Origin of the sequence: Burkholderia pyrrocinia (assembly GCF_018417535.1) — a bacterium.
Classification (GTDB): Bacteria; Pseudomonadota; Gammaproteobacteria; order Burkholderiales; family Burkholderiaceae; genus Burkholderia; species Burkholderia pyrrocinia_E.
Genome location: NZ_CP070979.1, coordinates 734,872 through 759,049 on the forward strand (window position 1 = coordinate 734,872; position 24,178 = coordinate 759,049).

Annotated in this window: 18 protein-coding genes; 7 read left to right on the forward strand and 11 right to left on the reverse strand. The window is 65.7% G+C overall.

All coding sequences use genetic code 11. The annotated features are described in order from the left end of the window. The first annotated feature begins 71 nt into the window (after nucleotides 1–71). Nucleotides 72–608 carry a 2'-5' RNA ligase family protein gene (locus JYG32_RS36290; protein WP_213267593.1) on the forward strand — a complete coding sequence of 179 codons (537 nt, stop codon included), beginning with the start codon at nucleotides 72–74 and terminating at the stop codon, nucleotides 606–608. A gap of 65 nt (nucleotides 609–673) precedes the next feature. Here JYG32_RS36290 and JYG32_RS36295 read toward each other — a convergent pair whose 3' ends face one another. After that, entirely contained in the window at nucleotides 674–1,369 is a 696-nt protein-coding gene (locus JYG32_RS36295) for a nucleotidyltransferase family protein (protein WP_349631821.1), read from the reverse strand. 996 nt (nucleotides 1,370–2,365) lie between these two features. Between JYG32_RS36295 and JYG32_RS36300 the strand changes: the two genes are divergently transcribed. Then, nucleotides 2,366–3,094, forward strand: a complete 729-nt coding sequence (locus JYG32_RS36300) for an ABC transporter substrate-binding protein (RefSeq protein WP_213267594.1) — start codon at nucleotides 2,366–2,368, stop codon at nucleotides 3,092–3,094. Nucleotides 3,095–3,175: 81 nt separating this feature from the next. Here the strand turns inward: JYG32_RS36300 and JYG32_RS36305 are convergent, their stop codons facing one another. From JYG32_RS36305 to JYG32_RS36320, 4 genes are all read right to left on the reverse strand, one after another. After that, the gene (locus JYG32_RS36305) at nucleotides 3,176–4,480 is read right to left on the reverse strand and encodes an MFS family transporter (RefSeq protein ID WP_213267595.1); all 1,305 of its coding nucleotides are present in this window, start codon (nucleotides 4,478–4,480) and stop codon (nucleotides 3,176–3,178) included. Nucleotides 4,481–4,580: 100 nt separating this feature from the next. Continuing rightward, the gene (locus tag JYG32_RS36310; RefSeq protein WP_213267596.1) at nucleotides 4,581–6,059 is read right to left on the reverse strand and encodes an aldehyde dehydrogenase; all 1,479 of its coding nucleotides are present in this window, start codon (nucleotides 6,057–6,059) and stop codon (nucleotides 4,581–4,583) included. A 125-nt stretch (nucleotides 6,060–6,184) separates the two neighbouring features. Beyond that, nucleotides 6,185–6,778, reverse strand: a complete 594-nt coding sequence (locus JYG32_RS36315; protein ID WP_213267597.1) for a thiamine pyrophosphate-dependent enzyme — start codon at nucleotides 6,776–6,778, stop codon at nucleotides 6,185–6,187. Beyond that, entirely contained in the window at nucleotides 6,778–7,314 is a 537-nt protein-coding gene (locus JYG32_RS36320; protein WP_213267598.1) for a phosphonopyruvate decarboxylase, read from the reverse strand. The genes JYG32_RS36315 and JYG32_RS36320 overlap by 1 nt, the downstream gene beginning before the upstream one ends. 96 nt (nucleotides 7,315–7,410) lie before the next feature. Between JYG32_RS36320 and JYG32_RS36325 the strand changes: the two genes are divergently transcribed. Further along, nucleotides 7,411–8,343: a LysR family transcriptional regulator gene (locus tag JYG32_RS36325; RefSeq protein ID WP_213267599.1), complete on the forward strand. Its 933-nt coding sequence runs from the start codon at nucleotides 7,411–7,413 to the stop codon at nucleotides 8,341–8,343. A gap of 18 nt (nucleotides 8,344–8,361) precedes the next feature. Here the strand turns inward: JYG32_RS36325 and JYG32_RS36330 are convergent, their stop codons facing one another. Next, nucleotides 8,362–9,312 (reverse strand): LysR substrate-binding domain-containing protein, encoded by a 951-nt coding sequence (locus JYG32_RS36330; protein ID WP_213267600.1) that lies wholly within the window; start codon nucleotides 9,310–9,312, stop codon nucleotides 8,362–8,364. A gap of 140 nt (nucleotides 9,313–9,452) precedes the next feature. Between JYG32_RS36330 and JYG32_RS36335 the strand changes: the two genes are divergently transcribed. The 4 genes from JYG32_RS36335 to JYG32_RS36350 all read left to right on the forward strand — a co-directional run bounded on the left by JYG32_RS36335 (nucleotide 9,453) and on the right by JYG32_RS36350 (nucleotide 14,177). Further along, nucleotides 9,453–10,298, forward strand: coding sequence for an FAS1-like dehydratase domain-containing protein (locus JYG32_RS36335; RefSeq protein ID WP_249744903.1), 846 nt, complete (start codon nucleotides 9,453–9,455; stop codon nucleotides 10,296–10,298). 30 nt (nucleotides 10,299–10,328) lie between these two features. Next, nucleotides 10,329–11,489, forward strand: a complete 1,161-nt coding sequence (locus tag JYG32_RS36340; protein ID WP_213267602.1) for an acyl-CoA dehydrogenase family protein — start codon at nucleotides 10,329–10,331, stop codon at nucleotides 11,487–11,489. Nucleotides 11,490–11,504: 15 nt separating this feature from the next. After that, nucleotides 11,505–12,683: a CaiB/BaiF CoA transferase family protein gene (locus JYG32_RS36345; protein WP_213267603.1), complete on the forward strand. Its 1,179-nt coding sequence runs from the start codon at nucleotides 11,505–11,507 to the stop codon at nucleotides 12,681–12,683. Between the two features lie 105 nt (nucleotides 12,684–12,788). Further along, nucleotides 12,789–14,177 (forward strand): MFS transporter, encoded by a 1,389-nt coding sequence (locus JYG32_RS36350; protein WP_213267604.1) that lies wholly within the window; start codon nucleotides 12,789–12,791, stop codon nucleotides 14,175–14,177. 210 nt (nucleotides 14,178–14,387) lie between these two features. Here the strand turns inward: JYG32_RS36350 and JYG32_RS36355 are convergent, their stop codons facing one another. The 5 genes from JYG32_RS36355 to JYG32_RS36375 all read right to left on the reverse strand — a co-directional run bounded on the left by JYG32_RS36355 (nucleotide 14,388) and on the right by JYG32_RS36375 (nucleotide 24,132). After that, nucleotides 14,388–15,227 carry an HpcH/HpaI aldolase/citrate lyase family protein gene (locus tag JYG32_RS36355; protein ID WP_213268311.1) on the reverse strand — a complete coding sequence of 280 codons (840 nt, stop codon included), beginning with the start codon at nucleotides 15,225–15,227 and terminating at the stop codon, nucleotides 14,388–14,390. A gap of 44 nt (nucleotides 15,228–15,271) precedes the next feature. Then, nucleotides 15,272–16,246 (reverse strand): electron transfer flavoprotein subunit alpha/FixB family protein, encoded by a 975-nt coding sequence (locus JYG32_RS36360; RefSeq protein ID WP_213267605.1) that lies wholly within the window; start codon nucleotides 16,244–16,246, stop codon nucleotides 15,272–15,274. A 16-nt stretch (nucleotides 16,247–16,262) separates the two neighbouring features. Then, entirely contained in the window at nucleotides 16,263–17,012 is a 750-nt protein-coding gene (locus tag JYG32_RS36365; protein WP_213267606.1) for an electron transfer flavoprotein subunit beta/FixA family protein, read from the reverse strand. A 304-nt stretch (nucleotides 17,013–17,316) separates the two neighbouring features. After that, nucleotides 17,317–23,220 carry an excinuclease ABC subunit UvrA gene (gene uvrA / locus JYG32_RS36370; protein WP_213267607.1) on the reverse strand — a complete coding sequence of 1,968 codons (5,904 nt, stop codon included), beginning with the start codon at nucleotides 23,218–23,220 and terminating at the stop codon, nucleotides 17,317–17,319. A 249-nt stretch (nucleotides 23,221–23,469) separates the two neighbouring features. Next, nucleotides 23,470–24,132, reverse strand: a complete 663-nt coding sequence (locus JYG32_RS36375; protein ID WP_213267608.1) for an OmpA family protein — start codon at nucleotides 24,130–24,132, stop codon at nucleotides 23,470–23,472. Nucleotides 24,133–24,178 lie beyond the last annotated feature (46 nt).

Consider the following 24,178-nt stretch of genomic DNA (forward strand, 5'->3'; position numbering starts at 1 on the left):
CGCTGCAAGCTACGCCACCGAATTCCTAAAGTATTGCCGTAATACGGCGACCGCCAGAAGGGGATCGTAGTATGTTCACGACAGCGTTTGTCGTTGAGGTTTCCGCAGCCGAACCTGCAGTCGCTGACCTGCGGCGCCGCTTCGATGCTTCCGCAAGCTTGGGGGTCCCGGCACATATCACGCTTCTGTTTCCGTTCATGTCACCCGACGAAATTACGTCGGACGTAATTCGACAATCCGAAAGCGCGTTGAGCCTTGTGCCATCGTTCGATTTTTCGTTGACGCAAATTGGTCGGTTTCCGACCACCACCTATCTCACCCCAGATCCTGTCGAGCCGTTCGTCGCACTGACAACTGCCCTGGTCAAACGCTTTCCCAAATATCGTCCGTACGGCGGCGTACACGATGGCACAATTCCGCATCTGACTGTCGCGCACGGAGACGCCGCAACAGCAAATTCCGCCGCCACCGCGCTGGAAGAACGTCTGCGCATTCTTGAGCCGATTCGAACACGATGTAGTTCCGTGTCTTTGCTTGAAAACTCCTCAGGATGTTGGAAACAGATGCGTGTATTCGATCTTCCCGCAATCAACATGCGGAGCCAGTAGACCGGGCCCCCGCCACGTCCGAAGACCTATTGAACGCCCCTGCCACACCGGTATTCCTCGGATAATCAGCAAGGTACGACGACTACTTGGGGCCAGCGCTTTCGGTATTGCTTTTCCGCTACACGCTTTCGATACGTATCAACACTAACTCGCTGCGGGTTGCGCCGAATGACCATCGAGAAAAGATCGTCCAGCCCATGCGGCGCAATAACGTCGACCGAGTCATCATCACGAAGCACGATCCCGACCGAGGTCGCAAATTCGGGCCAAGATGCGACTGCGTCTTCCAACGAACCAAGCGGTGGAACTGGATGACCAAAGGTTCGCTCGAACCAGAGGTGAACGGTGGCTTGATTGGTAACCTCCCACGGCACACCGGGAAGCATGTCGGTCAAACAACGCTTGAGGCTCGCGTCCCGCGCGGCGGAGAAATCGGTCGAGTCAAAGTAAGCAACATCGATGTCCGATAGCGCGGATGGCGTCCGAAACGCGTGCAGTTCATCCCACACGAGGTTGCGTATCACCCCGGCCCCGATACACCATGAGGATAGATTTAGGCTACGCGCGGCGACGAGTGCAGGCCAGAACCATGCCGATTGGCGCGCGATACTCGTAAGACGTGCTTCCAAGTTGGCTGCTGACATGGACGATTGCTCTCCATTAACGACGCGCTGACTGCCGTCCAAACAGCGCAAGATCCAATGGCGGACATCGGCGATCAGCTTGCCCGCCCCTTTCTGAACGATTGTCGTCCCATCCACGCGTCATCGTCCAACCGTTCGAGCAAGTGATCTGCCACTCGCCCTCACCGGCAACTGGCCGAATGACGAACTTCGAGTAGTCCCGTTCGGGCCGCTGGTAAACTCAGGCTGCCAAAGCAACTTTTCCCGATCACATGAGCACGCACCACGCCGCAGCACCTGCAACCGCCACTCCAATGATGCAGCAGTACCTGCGGCTTATCTGACAAGCCTCAACGAACAAACCTACGCCAATACCTACGCTCAACCTCGTGAAGTCACTACTCATTCTGGCCGCGTTTACGAGCTTGTCAGTCGTTTCGACAGCGCAAGCGCAGAGCACCGCGGCGCTCATTGGACTTTCAAAGGATCTATCGAGGCATATGAGTGGCCCGAACGGCGAGCATGGTTTAACTCGTGTCGAACTGCCACACTGCCTTCAGTTTGGCCTCGGATCTCGTGGGGATCTTCCGCCTCCAAATCAATATCATTTCGTAGATTTTAATCATGCGCAAAATGCGACCGTTGGCACGCGCGACGTGACGTTTACGATGCCATCGATACCTTTGCCCTGGTGCAAGCGGGGAGAAGGCATGTACTGATCGTCCGCCTCCGATATTTTGTGAATCTTTGTTCGCCGCCTGTCGTAGCAACAATTTGGGGACGCTTAGCTGCCGCTCGCCATCGACGACAACTAGCCGGATGGCGAACTTCGAGCAGCACCGCTTGGGCCGCTGGTAAACTCGGGGCAGCCAAAGCAACTTTTCCCGGCCACATGAGCACCCAACCCACCGCCGCACCTGCCAACGTCACTCCAATGATGCAGCAGTACCTGCGCACCAGCCCTGACGAGAGCGCAAACGAAGTGCAAAGCGATCATGTGCACCCGGATAGCATGGCGACCAACCATGAAGCAGGCACGCACCGCAACACGCAGCCCCCTACGGCCCGGTGATAAGCTCAACGTCGATGCACCCGTCAGCCCCGACCGCCCACCCGCCCCCAACGAGCTCCCTCATGCCCCTCGCCCCCGCCGTCCTCTCCGCCTTCACCCCAACCGGCAAGCTGCGCGCGTCGATCAATCTCGGCAACCCGATCCTCGCGAACCGCGACCCTGCAACAGGCGAACCGTTCGGTGTGTCGATCGACCTGGCGCGCGCGTTCGCGGAACGCCTGTCGGCCGAGCTGGAACTCGTCGTATTCGACACCGCCGGAAAATCGGTGCAGGCGCTGACCGAAGAGCGCGCCGATTTCGGCTTCTTCGCGGTCGACCCGCTGCGCGGCGAAACGGTTTCGTTCACCGCGCCGTACGTGCTGATCGAGGGTTTCTACCTCGTGCGCGACGCTTCGCCGATCCTCACGAACGCCGACGTCGACCAGCCGCACAACCGCGTGACCGTCGGCAAGGGCAGCGCGTATGACCTGTTCCTCACGCGCGAACTGAAGGCCGCGCAGATCGTGCGCGCGCCGACGTCGCAGGCCGTCGTGCAGACGTTCGTCGAACAGCAACTGGAAGTGGCGGCCGGCGTGAAGCAACAGCTCGAAGCCGATGCGGCAAAGACGGCAGGCCTGCGCCTGCTCGACGAGCGGTTCATGGTGATCCGGCAGGCGATGGGCGTGCCGAAGAGCCGCGGCGAGGCGGCCGCGGCGGCGCTGAACGAATTCGTCGAGGACATGAAGGCGTCGGGCTTCGTCGCCGATTCGCTGCGGCGGCACGGCATCACCGGCGCGTCGGTTGCGCCGTAACGCCGACCATCGCATCACCGTCGGGTCCGTCGATGACGCCTGTCGGCCGACGCGACCCGAGACAATCCTGTCCTCGTCCGGTCAGTCGCACAAGTAGCTGCCCTTTCGCGGATCCGGCATCGCGAACGACACCAGGAAGACCACTGCGCCGAGCGCCGCGACGTACCAGAAAAACACCGACTCGATGCCGGCGGACTTCAGCGACAGCGCCGCATATTCCGCCGATCCGCCGAATATTGCGTTCGCAATCGCGTACGGCAGGCCGACACCGAGCGCGCGCACTTCGGGCGGAAACAATTCGGCCTTCGCGATGCCGCTGATCGATGTGTAGAAACTCACGGCCGCAAGCGCTCCAACGATCAATGCGAACGCGACAAGCGGATCGTGCGTCGCTTTCAGCAGCGTGAAGAAGGGCACCGTGCCGACAGCGGCGAACAAGCCGAACAGCATCAGCGAGCGTCGCCTGCCGATCCGGTCGGACAGCGCGCCGAACGCCGGTTGCATCAGCATGAAGACGACGAGCGCGCCCGTCATGATCGCGCTGGCGGTCTTCGCGTGCATGCCGACGGTATTCACCAGATACTTCTGCATGTACGCAGTGAACGTGTAGAAGATCAGCGACCCGCCCGCGGTGAAGCCGATCACCGTCCACAACGCTCGACGATGCACGACGAGCCCTTTCAACGAGCCCGCATCGTCGCGACCGCGCGTACGAGCCGTCGTCGTTTCGTCGAGCGATCGGCGCAGAAAGATCGACACGACGGCGCCCACCGCGCCGAGCGCGAACGGAATTCGCCAGCCCCACGCGGCCAGTTCGTCGTGCGTCAGCCATTGCTGCAGCACGACCACCACGGCAAGCGCGGCAACCTGGCCGCCAATGACCGTCACGTACTGGAACGACGAAAAGAAGCCACGTCGACCGGGTTGCGCGATTTCGCTCATATAGGTCGCGCTGGTGCCGTACTCGCCGCCGACCGACAGGCCCTGCAGGCATCGGGCAACGACCAGCAGCGCCGGCGCGGCGGCGCCGATCTGCGCGTAGGTCGGCAACAACGCAATCGCGAACGAACCGCCGCACATCATCAGCACGGACATCACCATCGACTGCTTGCGGCCATGCCGATCGGCAATGCGGCCGAACAACCAGCCGCCGATCGGTCGCATCAGGAAGCCGGCCGCGAACACGCCGGCCGCATTCAGCAGTTGCGTGGTCCGATCGCCGGACGGAAAGAACGCATGCGCGAAATACAGCGAGCAAAACGAATAGACGAAGAAGTCGAACCACTCGACCAGGTTGCCGGACGATGCGCCGACGATCGCCCGGATGCGGCGCCGCGTGTCGGCGGACGTGGCCGTCGCATCGGACGGTACGGTGTTGGCTTTCATTGATGTCTCCTGTCCCGCGAAGTCCCGCTGCCGGTCTGACGCCGGGTCGGAATCTCCTCTGCTGGCGTGACGAGCGCGTGCGATCGCGCCCGCCGGTCGGTCAACGCATCACGAACGGATTCCCGGTCGGTGCGCCCGTGTTGATCCAGACGCTTTTGGTTTGCAGATACTCGTCGATCGCGTCGATGCCGTTCTCGCGCCCGAGCCCCGAATCCTTGTACCCGCCGAACGGCGACATGAAGCTCACCGCACGATACGTGTTCACCCACACGGTGCCCGACTCGATGCGCTCGGCCATCCGGAACACGCGACCGATATCGCTCGTCCACACGCCCGCGCCCAGCCCGAAGCGCACGTCGTTGGCGATCGCGACCGCCTCCTCCTCCGTATCGAAGCGGATCACGGACAGCACCGGCCCGAAGACCTCTTCCTGCGCGATGCGCATGCCGTTGTGCACGCCGGTGAAGATCGTCGGCTCGACGAACCAGCCGTCGCCGCACTCGGCGTGCGTGGCCGCATGGCCGCCGAGCGCGAGGTGTGCGCCCTCGTTGCGCGCGACGTCGATATAGTTCAGCACCTTGTCGTACTGCGGCCGCGTCGTGACGGGGCCGACCTGCGTGCCCGCGTCCATCGGATTGCCCATCCGCGCGGTGCGCGCCAGCGCCACCACGCGTTCGACGACCTCGTCATGAACCTTCGACTGCACGAGCAGCCGCGAGCCCGCGATGCAGGTCTGGCCGGTCGCCCCGAAAATGCCCGACACGGCGCCATTTACGGCATCGTCGAGATTCGCGTCGTCGAACACGATGTTCGGCGATTTGCCGCCGAGCTCGAGGCTCACATGCTTGAAATCGCGCGCGGCCTGTTCATTGATGCGGCGCCCGGTCGAATCGGCGCCGGTGAACGTCACCTTGCGGACCAGCGGATGGGCGACGAGTGCGCTGCCGACTTCGTTTCCGAAGCCGGTCACGACGTTGACGACGCCGCGCGGAAAGCCGACTTCATGCAGCAGCTCGACGAATTCGAGCGTCGATGCGGACGTGAACTCGGACGGCTTGATCACCGCGGTGCAGCCGGCCGCGAGCGCGGGCGCGAGCTTCCACGCGAGCAGCATCAGCGGCGAATTCCACGGCGTGATGATCGCGACCACGCCGAGCGGCTCGCGCCGCGTGAAATTGAAATAGCCCTTCTTGTCGAGCGGGATCGCGTCGCCCTGGATCTTGTCCGAGAGGCCGCCGTAATAGCGATACCACTGCGGCAGGTACGCAAGCTGGCCGCGCATTTCCGCGTACAGCTTGCCGTTGTCGCGCACCTCGATCGCGGCGAGACGCTCGGCCTCCTCGGCGATGCGATCCGCGAGCCGGCAGAGCAACTGGCCACGCGCGGTCGCGGACATTTCGCGCCATTCGCCGCCGACAAACGCACGATGCGCGGCACGTACCGCGAGCTCGGCGTCGGCTTCGTTACCGCGCGCGATTTCAGCCCATGGCTGGCCGGTAAACGGATTCTCGGTGTCGAACCATTGGCGGCCCTCGGGCTCGCGCCGTTCGCCGTCGATATAGTGAAGGTAGCGTTGCATGACCGGCTCGCTGACATCGGGGTGGATCTCCCGGGATCGATGCCGGATGCGTTCATCCAGCGATCCCGGAACGGATTGCGCCGCCATTCGACGAGATGCGCCGGGCGGCGGCGCGTGAATCGCGCTCAGAACGGCGCGTAGCCGAGCGCTTCGCGGAAGCGGTTCTTGATGTAGACGCCGTCTCGTGGCGGGAGCGCGCGCGGCGGCTCGTCCGCGCGGATGTGAACCTGCGCGAACACCGGCCCGCTGCGTGCCTTCACGCGCTCGACGATCTGCACGTAGTCGCGCTCGTCTCGAACCGCGAACGCGTCGGCCACGCCGAAACCCTTCGCGACCGCGACGAGATCCGTGCCGAGGCTCGAATGGCTCTGCTGCATGCCGGTTTCGCCGTAGTGGCCGTTGTCGAGAACGACAATCGCCAGGTTCTTCGGCTGTTTCGCGCCGATCGTGCCCAGCGCCCCGATGCCCATCAGCTGCTCGCCATCGCCGGTGACCACAACGACCGGCTTCGCCGGCTGCGCCAACGCGAGGCCCAGGCCGAGGGCGGCCGCGCCGCCCATCGCGCCCCACAGATAGAAGTTGCCGGCACGATCGCCGGCCGCGAATACGTCGTACGATGCCGAGCCGAGGCCGCTGACGACGAGCGCGTCCGGTGTGCCGGCCAGCAGGTTCTTCACGAACGCACGGCGATCGATCGTCTTGTTGTCTTGCACGCTCATTATTTCCGCTCCCACTTCTTGCGACCGATCAGGCTCTGCGACAACAGCACGGCAACCTGCTCGCCGGCTTCGAATGCGGCGTCGAACCCCGCACCGACGATTTCCTCCACGTCCTCCGGGCGATCCGCGCGCATCACCGTGATGCCCATCAGCTCGAGCGCGGCCTGCGTCGTCTTGCCCATCGGGCCCTGCCACGGATTGAATTCCGCGAATTCGCCGCGCATCGTGACGACGGTGAAGAACGGAAAATTGCAACTGCGCAACAGCGAGAACATGTTCACGCAGTTGCCCACGCCGCTGCTCTGCATCAGCAGCGCCGCGCGCTGGCCGCCGAGCCATGCACCGCTCGTGAGCGCCACCCCCTCTTCCTCGGTGGTCAATGCAATCGCCTCGATCTCGTCGTCCGCGATGGCGCGACGGATCACCTCGGTATGCCCGGCGTCCGGCACATAGGCAACCTGCCTGACGCCGCCGGCCTTCAGGACCGAAAAGACGGACGCCTGCCACGCCGGCTCGTGTCCCGTTGCTGTGCTCATCGGATACGCTCCTTCACAAAGTTGTTTCAGAAATCATAAAATGCAATTACTCCCATCTAGAAATAGAGTTTTCTGATACTTGGATCACAATTCGGCATGGACATCAAGCAACTGCGCGCGCTGCTGGCGGTCGCGGAAACCGGCAGCGTCACGCGTGCGGCCGACGTGCTGCACATCGTTCAGCCTGCCGTGTCGCGCCAGCTGAAGCTGCTCGAGGAAGACGTCGGGATCGCGCTGTTCGAGCGCGGTCGATACGGGATGGAACTGACGGAATCCGGCGAGATTCTCGCCGGGCATGCGCGGCGCGCGCTGCTCGAACTCGATCGCGCGCGGGCGGAAATCCAGCCGTCGGACGCACGGATTTCCGGCGTCGTGACGATCGGCCTGCTGCCGAGCACCGCGGATTTGCTGGCCGGACCGCTGCTGACCGAGGTGAAGGCCCGGCATCCGGCGGTCAGCCTGCGGATCTCGGTCGGCTATGCGGGACATTTGCGCGAATGGCTCGAATCCGGCGAAATCGACGCGACGTTGCTGTACAACCCGAAAGCCGCCCCGACCATTCAGGTACAGCCGCTACTCGGCGAGAGCCTGTGCGTGGTCGGGCCGCCATCGTCGCCGCTCTCGCCCGACCGGCCGCTCGCGCTCGCGGACATCGCCGCATGGCCGATGATCCTGCCGAGCGCGCCGCACGGCATTCGCAACATGCTGGAACAGGCGCGCCCGGGAAGCGGGGCAACGCTGAACGTCGTCGCGGAAACGAATGCGATGAGCGTGCAGAAAAATCTCGTCGCGCGCGGACACGGCTTCACGATTCTGCCCGGCATCGCGGTCACGGAGGATGTTGCGCGTGAAGAACTGCGGGCGGCGCCGCTGTCCGATCCGGGGCTTCAGCGCACGATCGTGCTGGCATTGCCGAATACGCGCAGGATCGCGGCGGCCGTGCGAGCCGTCACCGCGCGACTCGTCGACGTGATGCGCGCGTCGGTCGAACACGGAGACTGGCCGTCCGCGCACTGGCTCGCGGAATGAGCCGGCGCGTGCCGCGCGTCATGACGGCGAGGAATCGTTCGCGCGCAGCGTGATGCCGGTCCACGTTCCGCTCGCGGCCAATTCGCCGATCAACTCGACGATCGTTTGCCGCACGGCCAGCGCGGCAGAATTCACGGGCGACGTGGTCGACCAGCACAGGCTCGCGGGCCGCCGGATCTCCGGATCGACGATCCGGCGCATTTTCGGCCGGTTCGACGGGTCGCGCAGCGCCATCGCCGACGCGGGCAGGATCGTGCACGCCATGCCCGACTGCGCGAGCGATATCAGCGTCGGCAGCGAATCGACATCGGCAATGATGTTGAGCGGCACCTCTTCGCGGGCAAACGTGCGCTCGAGCAGCAAGCGCAGCCCGTTCTGCACGCCGGGCGCAACCAGCGGCACGCCGGCGAGCGATGCCAGGCTGCAGGTGCGCGCACGCGGCGCCACGGCGCCGCCCGGCTCGCCGAGCAGATGCAGCACTTCGTCGAACAGCGGCATCGCGGTAATCCCCGTCGTGTTCGACTCGCGGAACAGGATCGCGAGATCGAGCCGCCCGTTCGCCAGCAACTCGTTGATGAACCCACTCATGCTTTCGACGTACTGCAGCCGGATGCCCGGATAACGTTCCCTCACGCGTTCGAACAACGGAACCGCGAGGATCGATGTCATCGTCGTCGGAAAGCCCACTGCGACGGTGCCCGACTCGCTGCCCGCGCCTTCCCGCACTTCCTGACGCAGTTGCTCCATCTGATGGAGCACGAGCCGCGCATGCCGGTAGAGCGCTTGCCCCGCCGCGGTCGGTTTGACGCCCTGGGGGCTACGCACCAGCAGCGTGACGCCGATGTCGTCTTCGAGCTTCGCGATTTGCTGGCTCAGCGACGGTTGCGCGACGAACAATTTTTCGGCCGCCTTCCCGAGGCTCCCGTATTCGACGATGCTGACAAAGTAACGGAGCTGGCGAATGTCCATGGCGGTTCGGGCGACGCGAAAGTCATAGGATACCCCTATGACCGGCACATTCAAACGGTATTTCCGCTGCGCTTGCGCTTCCCATACAGTCGCCTCTGGCCTAGTAAAAACAGCCGGCCTGCCCGGCGATGGAGGTGACAGTGAATGCTCCCCGGTCGCATCCCAGCGACGATGTCAAACAGGTCGCGACCGACCTGATCAGCGCCGAACGTGCCGTCGCCTTCGCGGCCACGCTCGACCATCCGATCGTTCCCGCGGCCGGCGATGCGCTGCTGCCCGCATGGCACTGGCTGTATTTCTGGTCGATCGCGCAGCAGGCCGAGCTCGGCCCGGACGGCCATCCGCGCAAGGGCGGCTTCCTGCCGGACCTCGGGCTGCCGCGGCGCATGTGGGCCGGCGGCCGGCTGACGTTCGAACGCCCGCTGACGATCGGCGCGATCGCGACGCGCACGTCGCGCGTGCTGTCGATCGAACGCAAGGAAGGCCGCAGCGGCACGCTCGGCTTCGTCACGGTCGAACACGTGATCGAGTCCGCCGGCGCGGTTGCGATCCGCGAAGAACACGACATCGTCTATCGCGGCGCGGCCGCACCCGGCGCCGCCGCGCCCGCGCCGCAGGCCGCGCCCGATCATGCGCAATGGCAACGCGACATCACGCCGGACGAGGTGCTGCTGTTTCGCTACTCCGCGCTGACGTTCAATGGCCATCGCATTCACTACGACCGGACCTACGCGCGCGACGTCGAAGGCTATCCGGACCTCGTCGTGCACGGGCCGCTGATCTCGACGCTGCTGCTCGACCTCGCGGCGCGCTCGCTGCCCGGCGCGACCGTTCGCGAATACGCATACCGCGCGGTGCGGCCGACGTTCCTGGGCAACACGTTCAGCGTGTGCGGTCGCGTTGCCAACGACGGCACGACCGTCGAACTCTGGGCGAAGGACCACGAAGGCTGGCTGACCATGTCCGCCCGCGCGACCCTCGCGTGACCCTTCCCGACGATTATCCCGATACCCGTGATGAACCACCATACTGACGCTTACCAAGACATCCGTGAAGCCGTTCGCGACCTGTGCGGCGAGTTTTCCGCGGAATACTTCCGCAAGATCGACGAAGAACGCGGCTATCCCGAAGCGTTCGTCGACGCACTGACGAAAGCCGGCTGGCTCGCCGCGCTGATTCCGCAGGAATACGGCGGCTCCGGCCTCGGTCTGACCGAAGCATCGGTCATCATGGAGGAAATCAACCGCGCGGGCGGCAACTCCGGCGCGTGTCACGGCCAGATGTACAACATGGGCACGCTGCTGCGCCACGGTTCGGCCGAGCAGAAGCAGCGGTATCTGCCGAAGATCGCGAGCGGCGCGCTGCGCCTGCAGTCGATGGGCGTGACCGAACCGACCACCGGCACCGACACGACGAAGATCAAGACGACAGCGGTACGCAACGGCGACCGCTACGTGATCAATGGCCAGAAGGTCTGGATCTCGCGCGTCCAGCACTCCGACCTGATGATCCTGCTCGCCCGCACGACACCGTTGTCGGACGTGAAGAAGAAGTCGGAAGGCATGTCGATCTTCATCGTCGACCTCCATCACGCGATCGGCAACGGGATGACGGTCCGGCCGATCCCGAACATGGTCAACCACGAGACGAACGAGCTGTTCTTCGACAACCTCGAAATCCCCGCGGAGAACCTGATCGGCGAGGAAGGCCAGGGCTTCCGGTACATCCTCGACGGACTGAACGCCGAGCGCACGCTGATCGCGGCCGAATGCATCGGCGACGGCTACTGGTTCGTCGACAAGGTGTCGCAGTACGTGAAGGATCGCGTCGTGTTCGGCCGCCCGATCGGCCAGAACCAGGGCGTGCAGTTTCCGATCGCCCGCTCGTTCGTCAACGTCGAGGCCGCCAGCCTGATGCGTTTCGAGGCCGCGCGCCGGTTCGACGCGCACGAGCCGTGCGGCGCGCAGGCGAACATGGCGAAGCTGCTCGCGGCCGATGCGTCGTGGGAAGCGGCCAATGCCTGCCTGCAGTTTCACGGCGGCTTCGGCTTCGCATGCGAATACGACGTCGAGCGCAAGTTCCGCGAGACGCGCCTGTACCAGGTCGCGCCGATCTCGACGAACCTGATCCTGTCGTATGTCGCCGAGCATATCCTCGGCCTGCCGCGTTCGTTCTGACCAGGAGTGCCCGACATGCGCCCACTTGAAGGCATCAAGGTCGTCACGTTCGAGCACGCCATCGCCGCGCCGTTCTGCACGCGCCAGCTCGCGGATCTCGGCGCGCGCGTGATCAAGGTCGAACGGCCGGGGGTTGGCGATTTCGCGCGAAACTACGACGAAAGAGTCTCGGGGCTGGCCTCCCACTTCGTGTGGACCAACCGTTCGAAGGAAAGCATCACGCTCGACGTCAAGCAGCCCGCGGCGCTCGAGATCGTGCACGAACTGCTGGCGGATGCCGACGTGTTCGTGCAGAACCTCGCACCCGGCGCGACGCGGCGCCTGGGGCTCGACTACGACACGCTGCGCGAACGCTATCCGCGGTTGATCGTCTGCGATATCTCGGGGTATGGGCTCGACGGCCCGTTCCGCGACAAGAAGGCGTACGACCTGCTGATCCAGAGCGAATCCGGATTCCTGAGCATCACCGGCGCCGACGGCGAGCCGGCCAAGGCAGGCTGTTCGATTGCCGACATCGCGGCAGGCATGTACGGCTATACGAACATCCTCGCCGCGCTCATCGAACGCGGGCGCACCGGGCGAGGCCGGCACATCGACGTGTCGATGCTCGAAAGCATGGCCGAGTGGATGAGCTATCCGCTCTATTACGCGATCGACGGCCAGTCGCCGCCGCGGCAAGCCGGCGCATCGCACGCGACGATCTTTCCGTACGGTCCGTTCAAGGCGGGCGACGGCAACACCGTGATGCTGGGCCTGCAGAACGAGCGCGAATGGAAAAGCTTCTGCGATACCGTGATCGGCATGCCCGCACTGGCAACGGACGAACGCTTCGGCTCGAACAGCCGCCGCGTCGCGAATCGCGACGAGCTCGCTGCCGTCATCACTCGCGCGTTCTCGACCCTGACGGCCGCCGACGTGATCGACCGGCTGGAGGAAGCCGGTATCGCGAACGCGCGGATGAACGACATGCATGCCGTCTGGAAGCATGAGCAGCTCGCCGCCCGGCATCGATGGACCCGGATCGAGACGCCTGCCGGCGAGATTCCCGCTCTTTTGCCGCCGGGTGTCGGACCAGCGGACCACCCGCGCATGGATCCGGTACCGGCGCTCGGCCAGCATACCGATGCCGTCCTGCGCGAACTCGGCCATACCGACGAACAGATTCACACGTTGCACGCATCCGGTGCCGTCTGACCGGCCCCTTCCGCGCTGATCGAAGCGCGCCCGCCACCTACCAATCGAAGCGTCTCCGCGTCTGCCCATCGACACGAGAGCGCCCCACACACAACTGGAGACATCATGGCCCATACCGTCAATGCCGCCGGCCGGCTCGATCGGCTGCCGATTTCAAGGTTCCACTGGAAGATCCTAGGACTAATCGGGGGCGGCGCATTCCTCGACGCATTCGACATCTACCTCGCCAATGGCTCGGTCGCAGCCATGGTCAAGGAAGGATTCACCGATCTGCGGCATGGTGCGATGTTCGTGTCGTCGACGTTCGTCGGCATGATGATCGGCGCGTTCGTTGCCGGTTACGTCGGCGACCGGCTCGGCCGCCGATACTCGTACCAGCTCAATCTTGCGGTGTTCGGGCTCGCGTCGATCGCCGCATGCTTCGCACCCGACATCGAGTGGCTGATCGTCCTGCGCTTCATCATGGGTATCGGTCTCGGCGCGGAACTGGTGGTCGCGGCCGGCACGCTGGCCGAATTCGTGCCGCCCGAGACGCGCGGCAAATGGGTCTCCCTGCTCGCGATCATCACCAACAGCGGACTCTTCGCCGCGCTGGCGGCAGGGTACTGGATCATTCCGCATCTCGGCTGGCGCTACATGTTCGCGCTGGCCGGCGCGGGCGCGCTGGTCGTCTGGTTCATGCGCAAGCGGATGCCGGAATCGCCGCGCTGGCTCGAATCCGTCGGCCGGCTCGACGAAGCCGAAGCGACGCTTTCGGCTATCGAGCTCGAGGTCGGCAAACAGGTCGGCAAGCTGCCGCCGGTGCGGCGCACGATCGATCTCCACGTGGGCAAGGTGCCGCTCGGCGTGCTCTTTTCCCGGGGGATGCGCGGGCGCACCGCCGTCGCCGCGCTGACCGCCATCGGCGTCAACGTGGGCCTCTATGGCTTCATTGCATGGTTGCCGACGTTTTTCGTCGCGGAGGGGCTGTCCGTCGTCAAATCGCTCGGGTTCGTGTTCCTGATGTCGATCGGTTCGCCGGTGGGCGGCCTGATCGGCTACCTGATCGCAGACCGTCTCGGCCGCGCCAGGGGAATCGTCATTGCATCGATTCTCAGCATCGCGCTCGGCTGGCTCTACGTGTCGCTGCGCGATACGACGGCGATCATCCTGGTCGGATTCTGCCTGGTCAGCGCCATCTACACGATCACCACGCTCGGACTGTTCGGCTACATTCCCGAACTGTTTCCGACCGAAGTCCGTCTGCGTGGCACGGGTGTCGCCGGCATGTGCGGGCGGATGTCGTCGATCGGCACGCCGGCGCTGGCACTGGCGCTGTACCAGCAATTCGGCGTATCGGGCGTGATCGCGATGGTCAGCGCGACCCTTGGCGTCCTGTGCGTCGCGATCGGGCTGCTGCGCGTGGAAACCGGACGACAGGCACTCGAAGAGGTCGCACCGGGCACGAACGACGCAGAAGGTGCAGCGGTCAACCCTGGCATCACGCAAGCCTGATTGCCGACCTACCGACCGCGACGAAGCTTCGACATTCGCACTCGAGCGCCGGCAACGAGCCGGCGCGTGACCGCGTGGCAGGTCGCGCAAGAAGAACGCCGGCCGCGATTCACGCTCGCGGCCGGCGTCTTCGTCGAAGTTGCCTGTCGTCTTTTCAGATCCTTCGGCGTACAGCCGCGACTGCCTGAAAACCAGCCGTCGGGAGCCGGGTCAGGCGGCCGGCATCACGTTGCGGCGCGCCGCGGAGGCAAGAACCTGTTGCGCACGCAACACAACCGGGCGGTCGACCATCTTTCCATCGACCGTCGTTGCGGCGCCGTCCGCACGCGACACCGCGTCGACCACGCGCATCGCCCACTCCACATCGCGGGCGCTCGGGCTATAGCACTCATGTACCGCCGCGATCTGCGCGGGATGGATGCACAGCTTCGCGCCGAAGCCATGACGCTTGCCGTTCCGCGTATCGGCCACGAGCCGATCGGTGTCGTGGATATCGGGCGTGACGCCGTCGACCGGTGGTTCGATCCCGGCGACACGCGAAACCAGCGCAAGCTGCGCTCGGTACGGATTCAACGCTTCGTGATCGTCGTCGGTGCCCATCTCCGCGATGAAATCCAGCGTACCGAACATCAGGCGCTTCACATAGGGCGCTTTCGCGATATCCATCGCCGACCACATCCCTCGTGCCGTTTCGATGAGCGGAAAAACCGGAACCTTGCGTTTAGCCGCCGATACGACCTCGACAATGTCGTCGAGGCCTTCCGTTTTGGGAATGACGACGCCCGCGATGCCGTCGAGCGCAACGAGTTTCGCATCCTCGTCGAACCACGGCGTACCGCGTCCGTTGATCCGCACAAGCACCGGTCGATCGCGCGACACCCACGTCTTCACGATTTCCCGGGCATGGACCTTGGCCGCGGGCTCCACGGCATCCTCGAGATCGATGATGACCGCGTCGGCGCCACTCGCCAGCGCACTCGCAAAACGCTCCGGCCGATTGCCGGGAACAAACAGATAAGACTGTGCGGAGAAGGCAGCTTCGGATGACATGGCAATCTTCTGTAAGAGAAACGAACAGGAGGCTGATGCGCAGCTCACTGCAGTGCTTCGCCCAGCTCCGGCACGAGCGCGAACAGATCGCCGACGAGGCCGTAGTCGGCCACGCTGAAGATCGGCGCTTCCGGATCCTTGTTGATCGCGACGATCACCTTCGAATCCTTCATGCCGGCCAGGTGCTGGATCGCACCGGAGATGCCGACCGCGATGTACAACTGCGGCGCGACGATCTTGCCGGTCTGGCCGACCTGGTAGTCGTTCGGCACGTAGCCCGCGTCGACTGCCGCGCGCGATGCGCCCAGTGCCGCGCTCAGCTTGTCGGCCAGCGGCTCCAGCACCAACGCGAAGTTCTCGCCGCTGCCCAGACCGCGGCCGCCCGACACGATGATCTTCGCGCTGGTGAGTTCCGGACGGTCCAGCTTCGTCACTTCACGGCTCACGAACTGCGACACGCCGGCGTCGGCCGCCGCTTCGATCTTCTCGATCGCTGCGCTGCCGCCTTCGGCCGCAACCGGATCGAAACCCGTCGCACGCACCGTGACGACCTTGATCGGGTCGCTCGACTGCACCGTCGCGATCGCGTTGCCGGCGTAGATCGGGCGCTCGAACGTATCGGCACTATCGACAGCGGTGATGTCCGAGATCTGCGCGACGTCCAGCTTCGCGGCGATGCGCGGCGCGATATTCTTGCCGTAGGCCGTCGCCGGCGCGAGGATGTGCGAGTAGTCCTTCGCGATGTTCATTACCGTCGCTTCGACGTTTTCCGCCAGGCCTGCTTCGAGCTGCGGCGCGTCGGCCAGCAGCACCTTCGAAACACCCGCGATCTTCGCTGCCGCGTCTGCCGCCGCTTGCGCGTTGTGGCCCGCGACCAGCACGTGAATGTCGCCGCCGACGAATTTGCCAACCTCGGCCGCCGCCGCCACCGTGTTCAGCGTCGCCGCCTTGATCGACGCGTTGCCCCCCAAGGGGGCTTCCTTCGGGGCGTCGTACTCTGCAATCACCAGAATCGTCATTTCTATCCGCTCCCTCTTACAGCACCTTGGCTTCGGTCTTCAGCTTCTCGACCAGCGTCTTCACGTCCGGCACCTTCACGCCGGCCGCACGCTTCGGCGGCTCGACCACCTTCAGCGTCTTCAGACGCGGCGTCACATCCACGCCCAGGTCTTCCGGCTTCACGATTTCCAGCGGCTTCTTCTTCGCCTTCATGATGTTCGGCAGCGTCACGTAGCGCGGCTCGTTCAGGCGCAGGTCCGTGGTGACCACGGCAGGCAGTTGAAGCGACAGCGTTTCCGCGCCGCCGTCGACTTCACGTGCGACCGTGGCCTTGCCGTCGGCGATCGTCACCTTCGACGCGAACGTCGCTTGCGGCAGGCCGGCCAGCGCGGCCAGCATCTGGCCCGTCTGGTTCGAATCGTCGTCGATCGCCTGCTTGCCGAGGATCACCAGTTGCGGCTGTTCCTTGTCGACCAGCGCCTTCAGGATCTTCGCGACGGCCAGCGGCTCGACGCTGTCGTTCGACTCGACGAGGACCGCGCGATCCGCACCGATCGCCAGCGCCGTGCGCAGCGTTTCCTGCGCCTGCGTGACGCCCACCGACACGGCGATCACTTCGGTCGCGACGCCCGCTTCCTTCAGGCGCACGGCTTCTTCGACGGCGATTTCGTCGAACGGGTTCATCGACATCTTCACGTTCGCGATGTCGACGCCCGTGTTGTCCGACTTCACGCGGACCTTCACGTTGTAATCGACCACTCTTTTCACGGCTACTACGATCTTCACGTGTCGCTCCTCCATCGATTCGCTGGCATCGTCCAGTGTCGCAGCGCATTACACGCGGAATCCCGTACGCCGACAACTATCGATTGACTCTGCCGGCCATAGCCCAAACCTATTGGCCGGCCCGCTTCCCGGCGATCGACATCTTCGTGACGGCAAGCAGGCAGGTCGGGATCCGTGCGAGCAGTACGTTCGAAATGCCGAGCCGGCAGCAGTATCCCGGCGCGCATCCGTCGATGTCGTTGTGACCTAAAAACGGCTCCGGTATCTCGCCAGACACCGGAGCCGCTCATTCGAAGCGCCGCATTCAACCGACCCGCGCTTCTCCCTGCCGCTCGGCTTCACCGTCGTCCGCCGCCGTGCGCGCGAGCACCGGCTTCAGCGCCTGCCCCGTATGGCTCGCGCTCACCTTCACAAGCGCTTCCGGCGGCGCCGCCGCGACGATCGTGCCGCCGCCCACGCCACCCTCCGGCCCGAGATCGATGATCCAGTCGGCTTCCGCGATCACGTCGAGGTCATGCTCGATCACGACGACGCTATGCCCCGCATCGACCAGCCGGTGCAGCACGCGAATCAGCTTCGCGACGTCCGCCATGTGCAGGCCGACCGTCGGTTCGTCGAGCACGTACAGCGTGTGCGGCGCCTTCTGGCCGCGCCGCGTGATGTCGTCGCGCACCTTCGTCAGCTCGGTGACGAGCTTGATGCGCTGCGCCTCGCCGCCGGACAACGTCGGCGACGGCTGGCCGAGCGTCAGGTAGCCGAGGCCGACATCCTTCATCAACTGCAGCGGATGCGCGATGTTCGAGATCGGCGCGAAAAACGCCACGGCCTCGTCGATCTCCATCGTCAGCACGTCGCCGATATTCCGGCCGCGCCACGTCACGGCAAGCGTCTCCGGGTTGAAGCGCTGCCCGTGGCACACGTCGCACGGCACCTTCACGTCGGGCAGGAAGCTCATGCCGATGGTACGCACGCCTTGCCCTTCGCACGCGGGGCAGCGCCCGTCGCCGGTATTGAACGAGAAACGCGACGCCGTATAACCGCGCGCACGCGCTTCCAGCGTGTCCGCGAACAGCTTGCGGATCGTGTCCCACACACCGATGTAGGTGGCCGGGCACGAACGCGGCGTCTTGCCGATCGGTGTTTGATCGACTTCGAGCACGCGATCGATCTGCTCCCAGCCGCTCAACGACTCGCAGCCCTGCCACGCATGCGTGACGTTCAGCGACGGCCGCGGTGCACTGCGCGCAAGCACGCTCGAGCGGCGGTTGGCCGCCGGCGCGTCCTGCTGCGCGGCCTTGCGCGCTCGCCGCGTGGCCGGCGACGACAGCACCGAGCGGCCGACCGCGTCGAGCAGGTTCGTCATCAGCACGTCGCGCGCGAGCGTCGACTTGCCCGACCCGCTGACACCCGTCACCGCGACGAGCCGCGCGAGCGGAATACCGACCGTGACGTCGCGCAGGTTGTGCAGCCGTGCGCCATGCACGGTCAGCCAGGCCTCCGGCACCGCGGCCCCACTCTTCTTACCCGGCAGGCTCACGCTGCGGCGCGGCTGCAACGGATGCGTCATCGGCTGCGCGAGCAGGCGCCCCGTCACCGAATCGGACTGCGCGGCCAGATCCGCGACCGCGCCCTGCGCGACCAGCGTGCCGCCGCGCTTGCCGGCGCCCGGGCCGATGTCGATGATGTGATCGGCGCGGCGGATCGTGTCCTCGTCATGCTCGACGACGACCAGCGTATTGCCCTTGTCGCCGAGCTTGCGCAGCGCGTCCAGCAGGATCTGGTTGTCGCGCGGATGCAGGCCGATCGTCGGTTCGTCGAGCACGTAGCAGACGCCCTGCAGGTTGCTGCCGAGCTGCGCGGCGAGCCGGATGCGCTGCGCTTCGCCGCCCGACAGGCTCGGCGCCGCGCGGTCGAGGCTCAGGTAGCCGAGCCCGACTTCCTCGAGAAACGCGAGGCGGCTGCCGATCTCGCTGACGATGTCGCGCGCGATCTGCGCGTCGCGCCCGGCAAGTTCCAGCCCGTCGATCCAGCGCCTCGTGTCCGACACCGTCCACTGCGCGACCTCGACGATCGGATGCGCATCGAACGTGACCGCGCGCGCGGACGGGTTCAGCCGCGTGCCGCCGCAATCCGGGCACGGCTCGTTGCCGACGCCTTCCGGCTCCTGCTCGTCCGACGGCAGCGTCTGTTCGCGGCCGCGGCCGTCCTCGGCAAGCACCGTGTCGTCGTACGCCGCACGCTGTTCGCGCGTGAGCGTGACGCCGGTGCCGACGCAGGTCGTGCACCAGCCGTGCTTGCTGTTGTACGAGAACATCCGCGGGTCCAGCTCCGGGTAGCTCGTGCCGCACACCGGGCACGCACGCTTGACCGACAGCACCTTGACCGCGCCGACGCGCGCGGTCGAATGATCGTTCTGCATCGCATCGTGCAGCCCGTCGAGCGGCGCGAGCAGATGCATCACGCCCTTGCCGAGTTCGAGCGTCTCGTCGAGCACGCGCCGCAACTCGGCCTCGTTGTCCGGCGACACGACGATATCGGCGACCGGCAGCTCGATCGTGTGCTCGCGGAAGCGGTCGAGCTTCGGCCACGGATCGACCGTGACGAACTCGCCGTCGACGCGCAGATGCGTACTGCCGCGCGCCTTCGCCCACTTCGCGAGATCCGTGTACACGCCCTTGCGGTTGACGACGAGCGGCGCGAGCAGCCCGACGTGCTCGCCGCGATGATCGCGCAGCAACTGCGCGGCGATCGATTCGACGGATTGCGACGTGACCGGCGTGCCGTCGTGGATGCAATGCTGCAGGCCGAGCTTCACATACAGCAGCCGCAGGAAGTGCCAGACTTCGGACGTCGTCGCGACCGTGCTCTTGCGGCCGCCGCGCGACAGCCGCTGCTCGATCGCCACCGTCGGCGGAATGCCGTACACCGCGTCGACTTCGGGGCGCCCGGCCGGCTGCACGATCGAGCGCGCATAGGCATTCAGCGATTCGAGGTAGCGGCGCTGGCCCTCGTGGAACAGGATGTCGAACGCGAGCGTCGACTTGCCGGAACCGGACACGCCGGTGATCACGTTGAACTTGCCGTGCGGGATGTCGACGTCGAGCGCCTTCAGGTTGTGCTCGCGCGCGTTGACGATCCGCACGACGTCCTCGCCTTCGATCGCACGCCGCTCGCGCGCCGCGTTCAGCACGGCCTGCAACGGCACGCCTTCGTCGGCGAGCGCCGCGTCGGTATCCATCGCGCGGTCGTATTGCAGCAGCGCCACGCCAGTATGCGATTCGGCGCAGGCCTTCACGTCGTCGGGCGTGCCCGCGCACAGCACGAGGCCGCCGCCGTCGCCGCCTTCCGGGCCGAGATCGATCAGCCAGTCGGCCGCGCGGATCACGTCGAGGTTGTGTTCGATCACGATCAGCGAGTGGCCGGCCGCGAGCAGCTTGCCGAACGCCAGCATCAGCTTCGCGATGTCGTCGAAGTGCAGCCCGGTGGTCGGCTCGTCGAACATGAACAACTTCGCACGCGCGACGCGCGCCTCTTCCGTGACGACCCGGCGGCCGTTGACCGCCGCCGCGGATTCGGCGAGGAAGCCGGCCAGCTTCAGACGCTGCGCTTCGCCGCCCGACAGCGTCGGCACCGGCTGGCCGAGCTTCACGTATTCGAGCCCGACATCGACGATCGGCTGCAGCACGCGCAGCACCTCGGCGTCGGTCGCGAAGAACGCGGCCGCTTCGCTGACGGTCAGGTCGAGCACGTCGGCGATGTTCAGCGCACGGCCGTCGCGCTCGATGCGCACTTCGAGAATCTCGGCGCGGTAGCGGCTGCCGTCGCAGTCCGGGCAACGCAGGTACACGTCGCTCAGGAACTGCATCTCGATGTGCTCGAAGCCCGAGCCGCCGCAGGTCGGGCAACGGCCGTCGCCCGAGTTGAAGCTGAACGTGCCGGCGCCGTAGCCGCGTTGCAGCGCGAGCGGCGCCTTCGCGAACAGCTTGCGAATCTCGTCGAACGCGCCGACATAGCTCGCCGGGTTCGAACGCGTGGTCTTGCCGATCGGCGACTGGTCGACGAATACGACGTCGCCCACCTGGTCGGCGCCCGTCAGGCTGCGGTACGCGCCCGGCGACTCGGTCGCCTTGCCGTGGTGCCGCGCCATCGCCGGATAGAGCACGTCCTGCACCAGCGTCGACTTGCCGGACCCGGACACGCCCGTCACGCACACGAGCCGTTGCAGCGGAATCTCGACCGTCACGTCGCGCAGGTTGTGTTCGCTCGCGCCGTCGAGCACGATGCGCGGCGTATGCGCGTCGACCGGACGGCGCGCCCAGTTCGACGCGTGCGCGACGTGCTTGCGGCCGCCGAGATATTCGCCTGTCAGCGTGTGCGCCGAACGAATGTCGCCCGGCGTGCCGTCGTAGACGATCGTGCCGCCGCGCTCGCCCGGCCCGGGCCCCATGTCGATCAGCCGGTCGGCCGCGAGCATCACCGACGGATCGTGCTCGACGACGACCAGCGTATTGCCCGCGTCGCGCAGCCGCTGCATCGCCTCGACGATCCGCGTGAGATCGCGCGGATGCAGCCCGATGCTCGGTTCGTCGAGCACGAACAGGGTTTTGGTGAGCGACGTGCCGAGCGCCGTCGTCAGGTTGATCCGCTGCACCTCGCCGCCCGACAGCGTGCGGCTCTGCCGGTCGAGCGTCAGGTAGCCGAGCCCCACGTCGCACAGGTATTTCAGGCGCGTGCGCACTTCGGCGAGCAGCAGCTTCAGCGCATCGTCGAGCAACGCGCTCGGCAGGCTGACCTCGTCGAAGAAGCGGCGGATGCGCTCGATCGGCAGCAGCATCAGGTCGTGCACGGTCAGGCCCGGCAGCGCTTCGAGCTGCGCACGGCTCCAGTCGACGCCGCGCGGCAAGAAGCGGCCGGCCGGCGCGAGCACGCCGTCGGCATTCTCTTTCGAGCCGAGCCGCCATTGCAGCGATTCCGTCTTCAGGCGCGCGCCGCCGCACACGTCGCACGGCGTGTAGCTGCGGTATTTCGACAGCAGCACGCGGATATGCATCTTGTACGCTTTCGATTCGAGGTAACCGAAGAAGCGCTTCACGCCGTACCACTGGCTTTGCCACTTGCCGTTCCAGTCCGGCGAACCGTTGACGACCCAGTCGCGCTCGGCGTCCGTCAGCTCGGCCCACGGCGTATCGCGCCGGATATCGGCCTTCGCCGCATAGCGCATCAGGTCGTCCTGGCACTCCTTCCACGCGGGCGTCTGCATCGGCTTGATCGCGCCGCCGCGCAGCGTCTTGCGCGCATCGGGAATCACCAGGCCGAGATCGACGCCGATCACGCGGCCGAAGCCGCGGCAGGTTTCGCACGCGCCGTAGGCCGAGTTGAACGAGAACAGCGCCGCCTGCGGCTCCGCGTAGCGCAGGTCGCTGTCGGGATCATGAAGCCCGGTGGAGAAGCGCCACACCTGCGGCTCCGCGGCCGCGCCGACTGCGTTTTCCGGTTCCGGCGCGAGCACGTAGACGTTCACGCGCCCGCCGCCGCGCTTCAGCGACGCCTCGATCGCCTCGACGACACGCACCTTGTCGGCCTGCTGCACGCGGAAGCGATCGGCCACCACGTCGAGCACCTTGCGCGGCCCGGTGGGCGACGCGACTTCGCGCTGCGCCTGCACGCGCGTATAGCCGCTCGCGGACAGCCACTGCGCGACCTCTTCGTCGGTCACCGTGTCCGGCAGCTCGACCGGGAACGTGACGACGACGCGCGGATCGTCCGCCTGCGTGCGCGCGACGAGCTCCGCATGGATCGTTTCCGGCGTATCGTGCCGCACCCGCCGCGCCGTCTTGCGGTCGAACAGCTCGGCCGCGCGCGCGTACAGCAGCTTCAGGTGATCGTTCAGCTCGGTCATCGTGCCGACGGTCGAGCGCGAACTGCGCACCGGGTTGGTCTGGTCGATCGCGATCGCGGGCGGCACGCCGTCGACGCGCTCGACCTGCGGGCGGTCCATCCGGTCGAGGAACTGCCGCGCGTACGCGCTGAACGTCTCGACATAGCGCCGCTGGCCTTCCGCGTACAGCGTGTCGAACACGAGACTCGACTTGCCGGAGCCCGACGGGCCGGTGACGACCGTCATTTCGCCGGTGCGCAGGTCGAGATCGATATTCTTGAGGTTGTGCTGACGTGCTCCGCGAATGCGGATCAGATTGCTGGATGACAATTTGCCTGCCCGTCTGAATGAGTTGGCCAGAGTTCACGGTGCCGGAACGCTGCGGCGGATGCCCGCCCGCGCGGCGCACGTGTCGCAAGGGTCGCACCTGTGCGGCTCGATTTCGACGGGTACTATACTGTATATTCATACAGTTTTCCATGACGGGATCGCCATCCTCGCCACCGCGCAGGCCGGCAAAGCGCGCAGCGGCACGCGAGCCGTCCGGTTTCGACGGCCACGCGTGCGATCGCCATGTCGTTACTTCTGCAGCGAAATTTCCACGCGGCGGTTGCGCGCCCGCCCTTCTGCGGTATCGTTCGAGGCCGCCGGATCGGCTTCGCCGCGCCCCGTCGCCGCAAACGAATCCGCCTTCAGGCCATGTTCGCGCAAATACGATGCGACGGCCTCGGCGCGACGCCGCGACAGCGACAGATTGTGCGCATCCGAGCCGGTCGAGTCGGTATAGCCGGTCACCTCCACACGCGAGAAATGCTTGTCGCCCTGATGATCCAGCAATGTGTCGAGCGCGGCCTGCGCGGTGGGCGTCAGCGTGGCGGAGTCGGTCGCGAAGTACGCATCGCCCGTCAGGCTGACTTTCTCGGCGGCCACGGGCGCGGCCGGCGCGGGTGCCGGGGCCGGTGCGACGAGCGCGCCGCACTGGAACACGAGCGAACGCGGGTCGGCGCCTTCGCGGAACGGCGCCGCGGAATCGACCACGCGCACGGCGTCGCTGCCGCACATGCGCGTCGCGACCTTCATGCAGGTCTTCTCGCTCGACAGGATGCCGTGGCAGTCGACGCGGAAGGTCCGGATGCCGTCGCGCGGTTGCAGTTCGTATGCGTTGTACGTCGGCCCCGATGCGCTCGAACACGCAGCCAGGGAAACGACGGACGCCAGCAATGCAAGATGGTGGTTTTTCACTTGATAACTCCGAAAATGCGATGGGCGCAGCGAAGGCGACGCGACA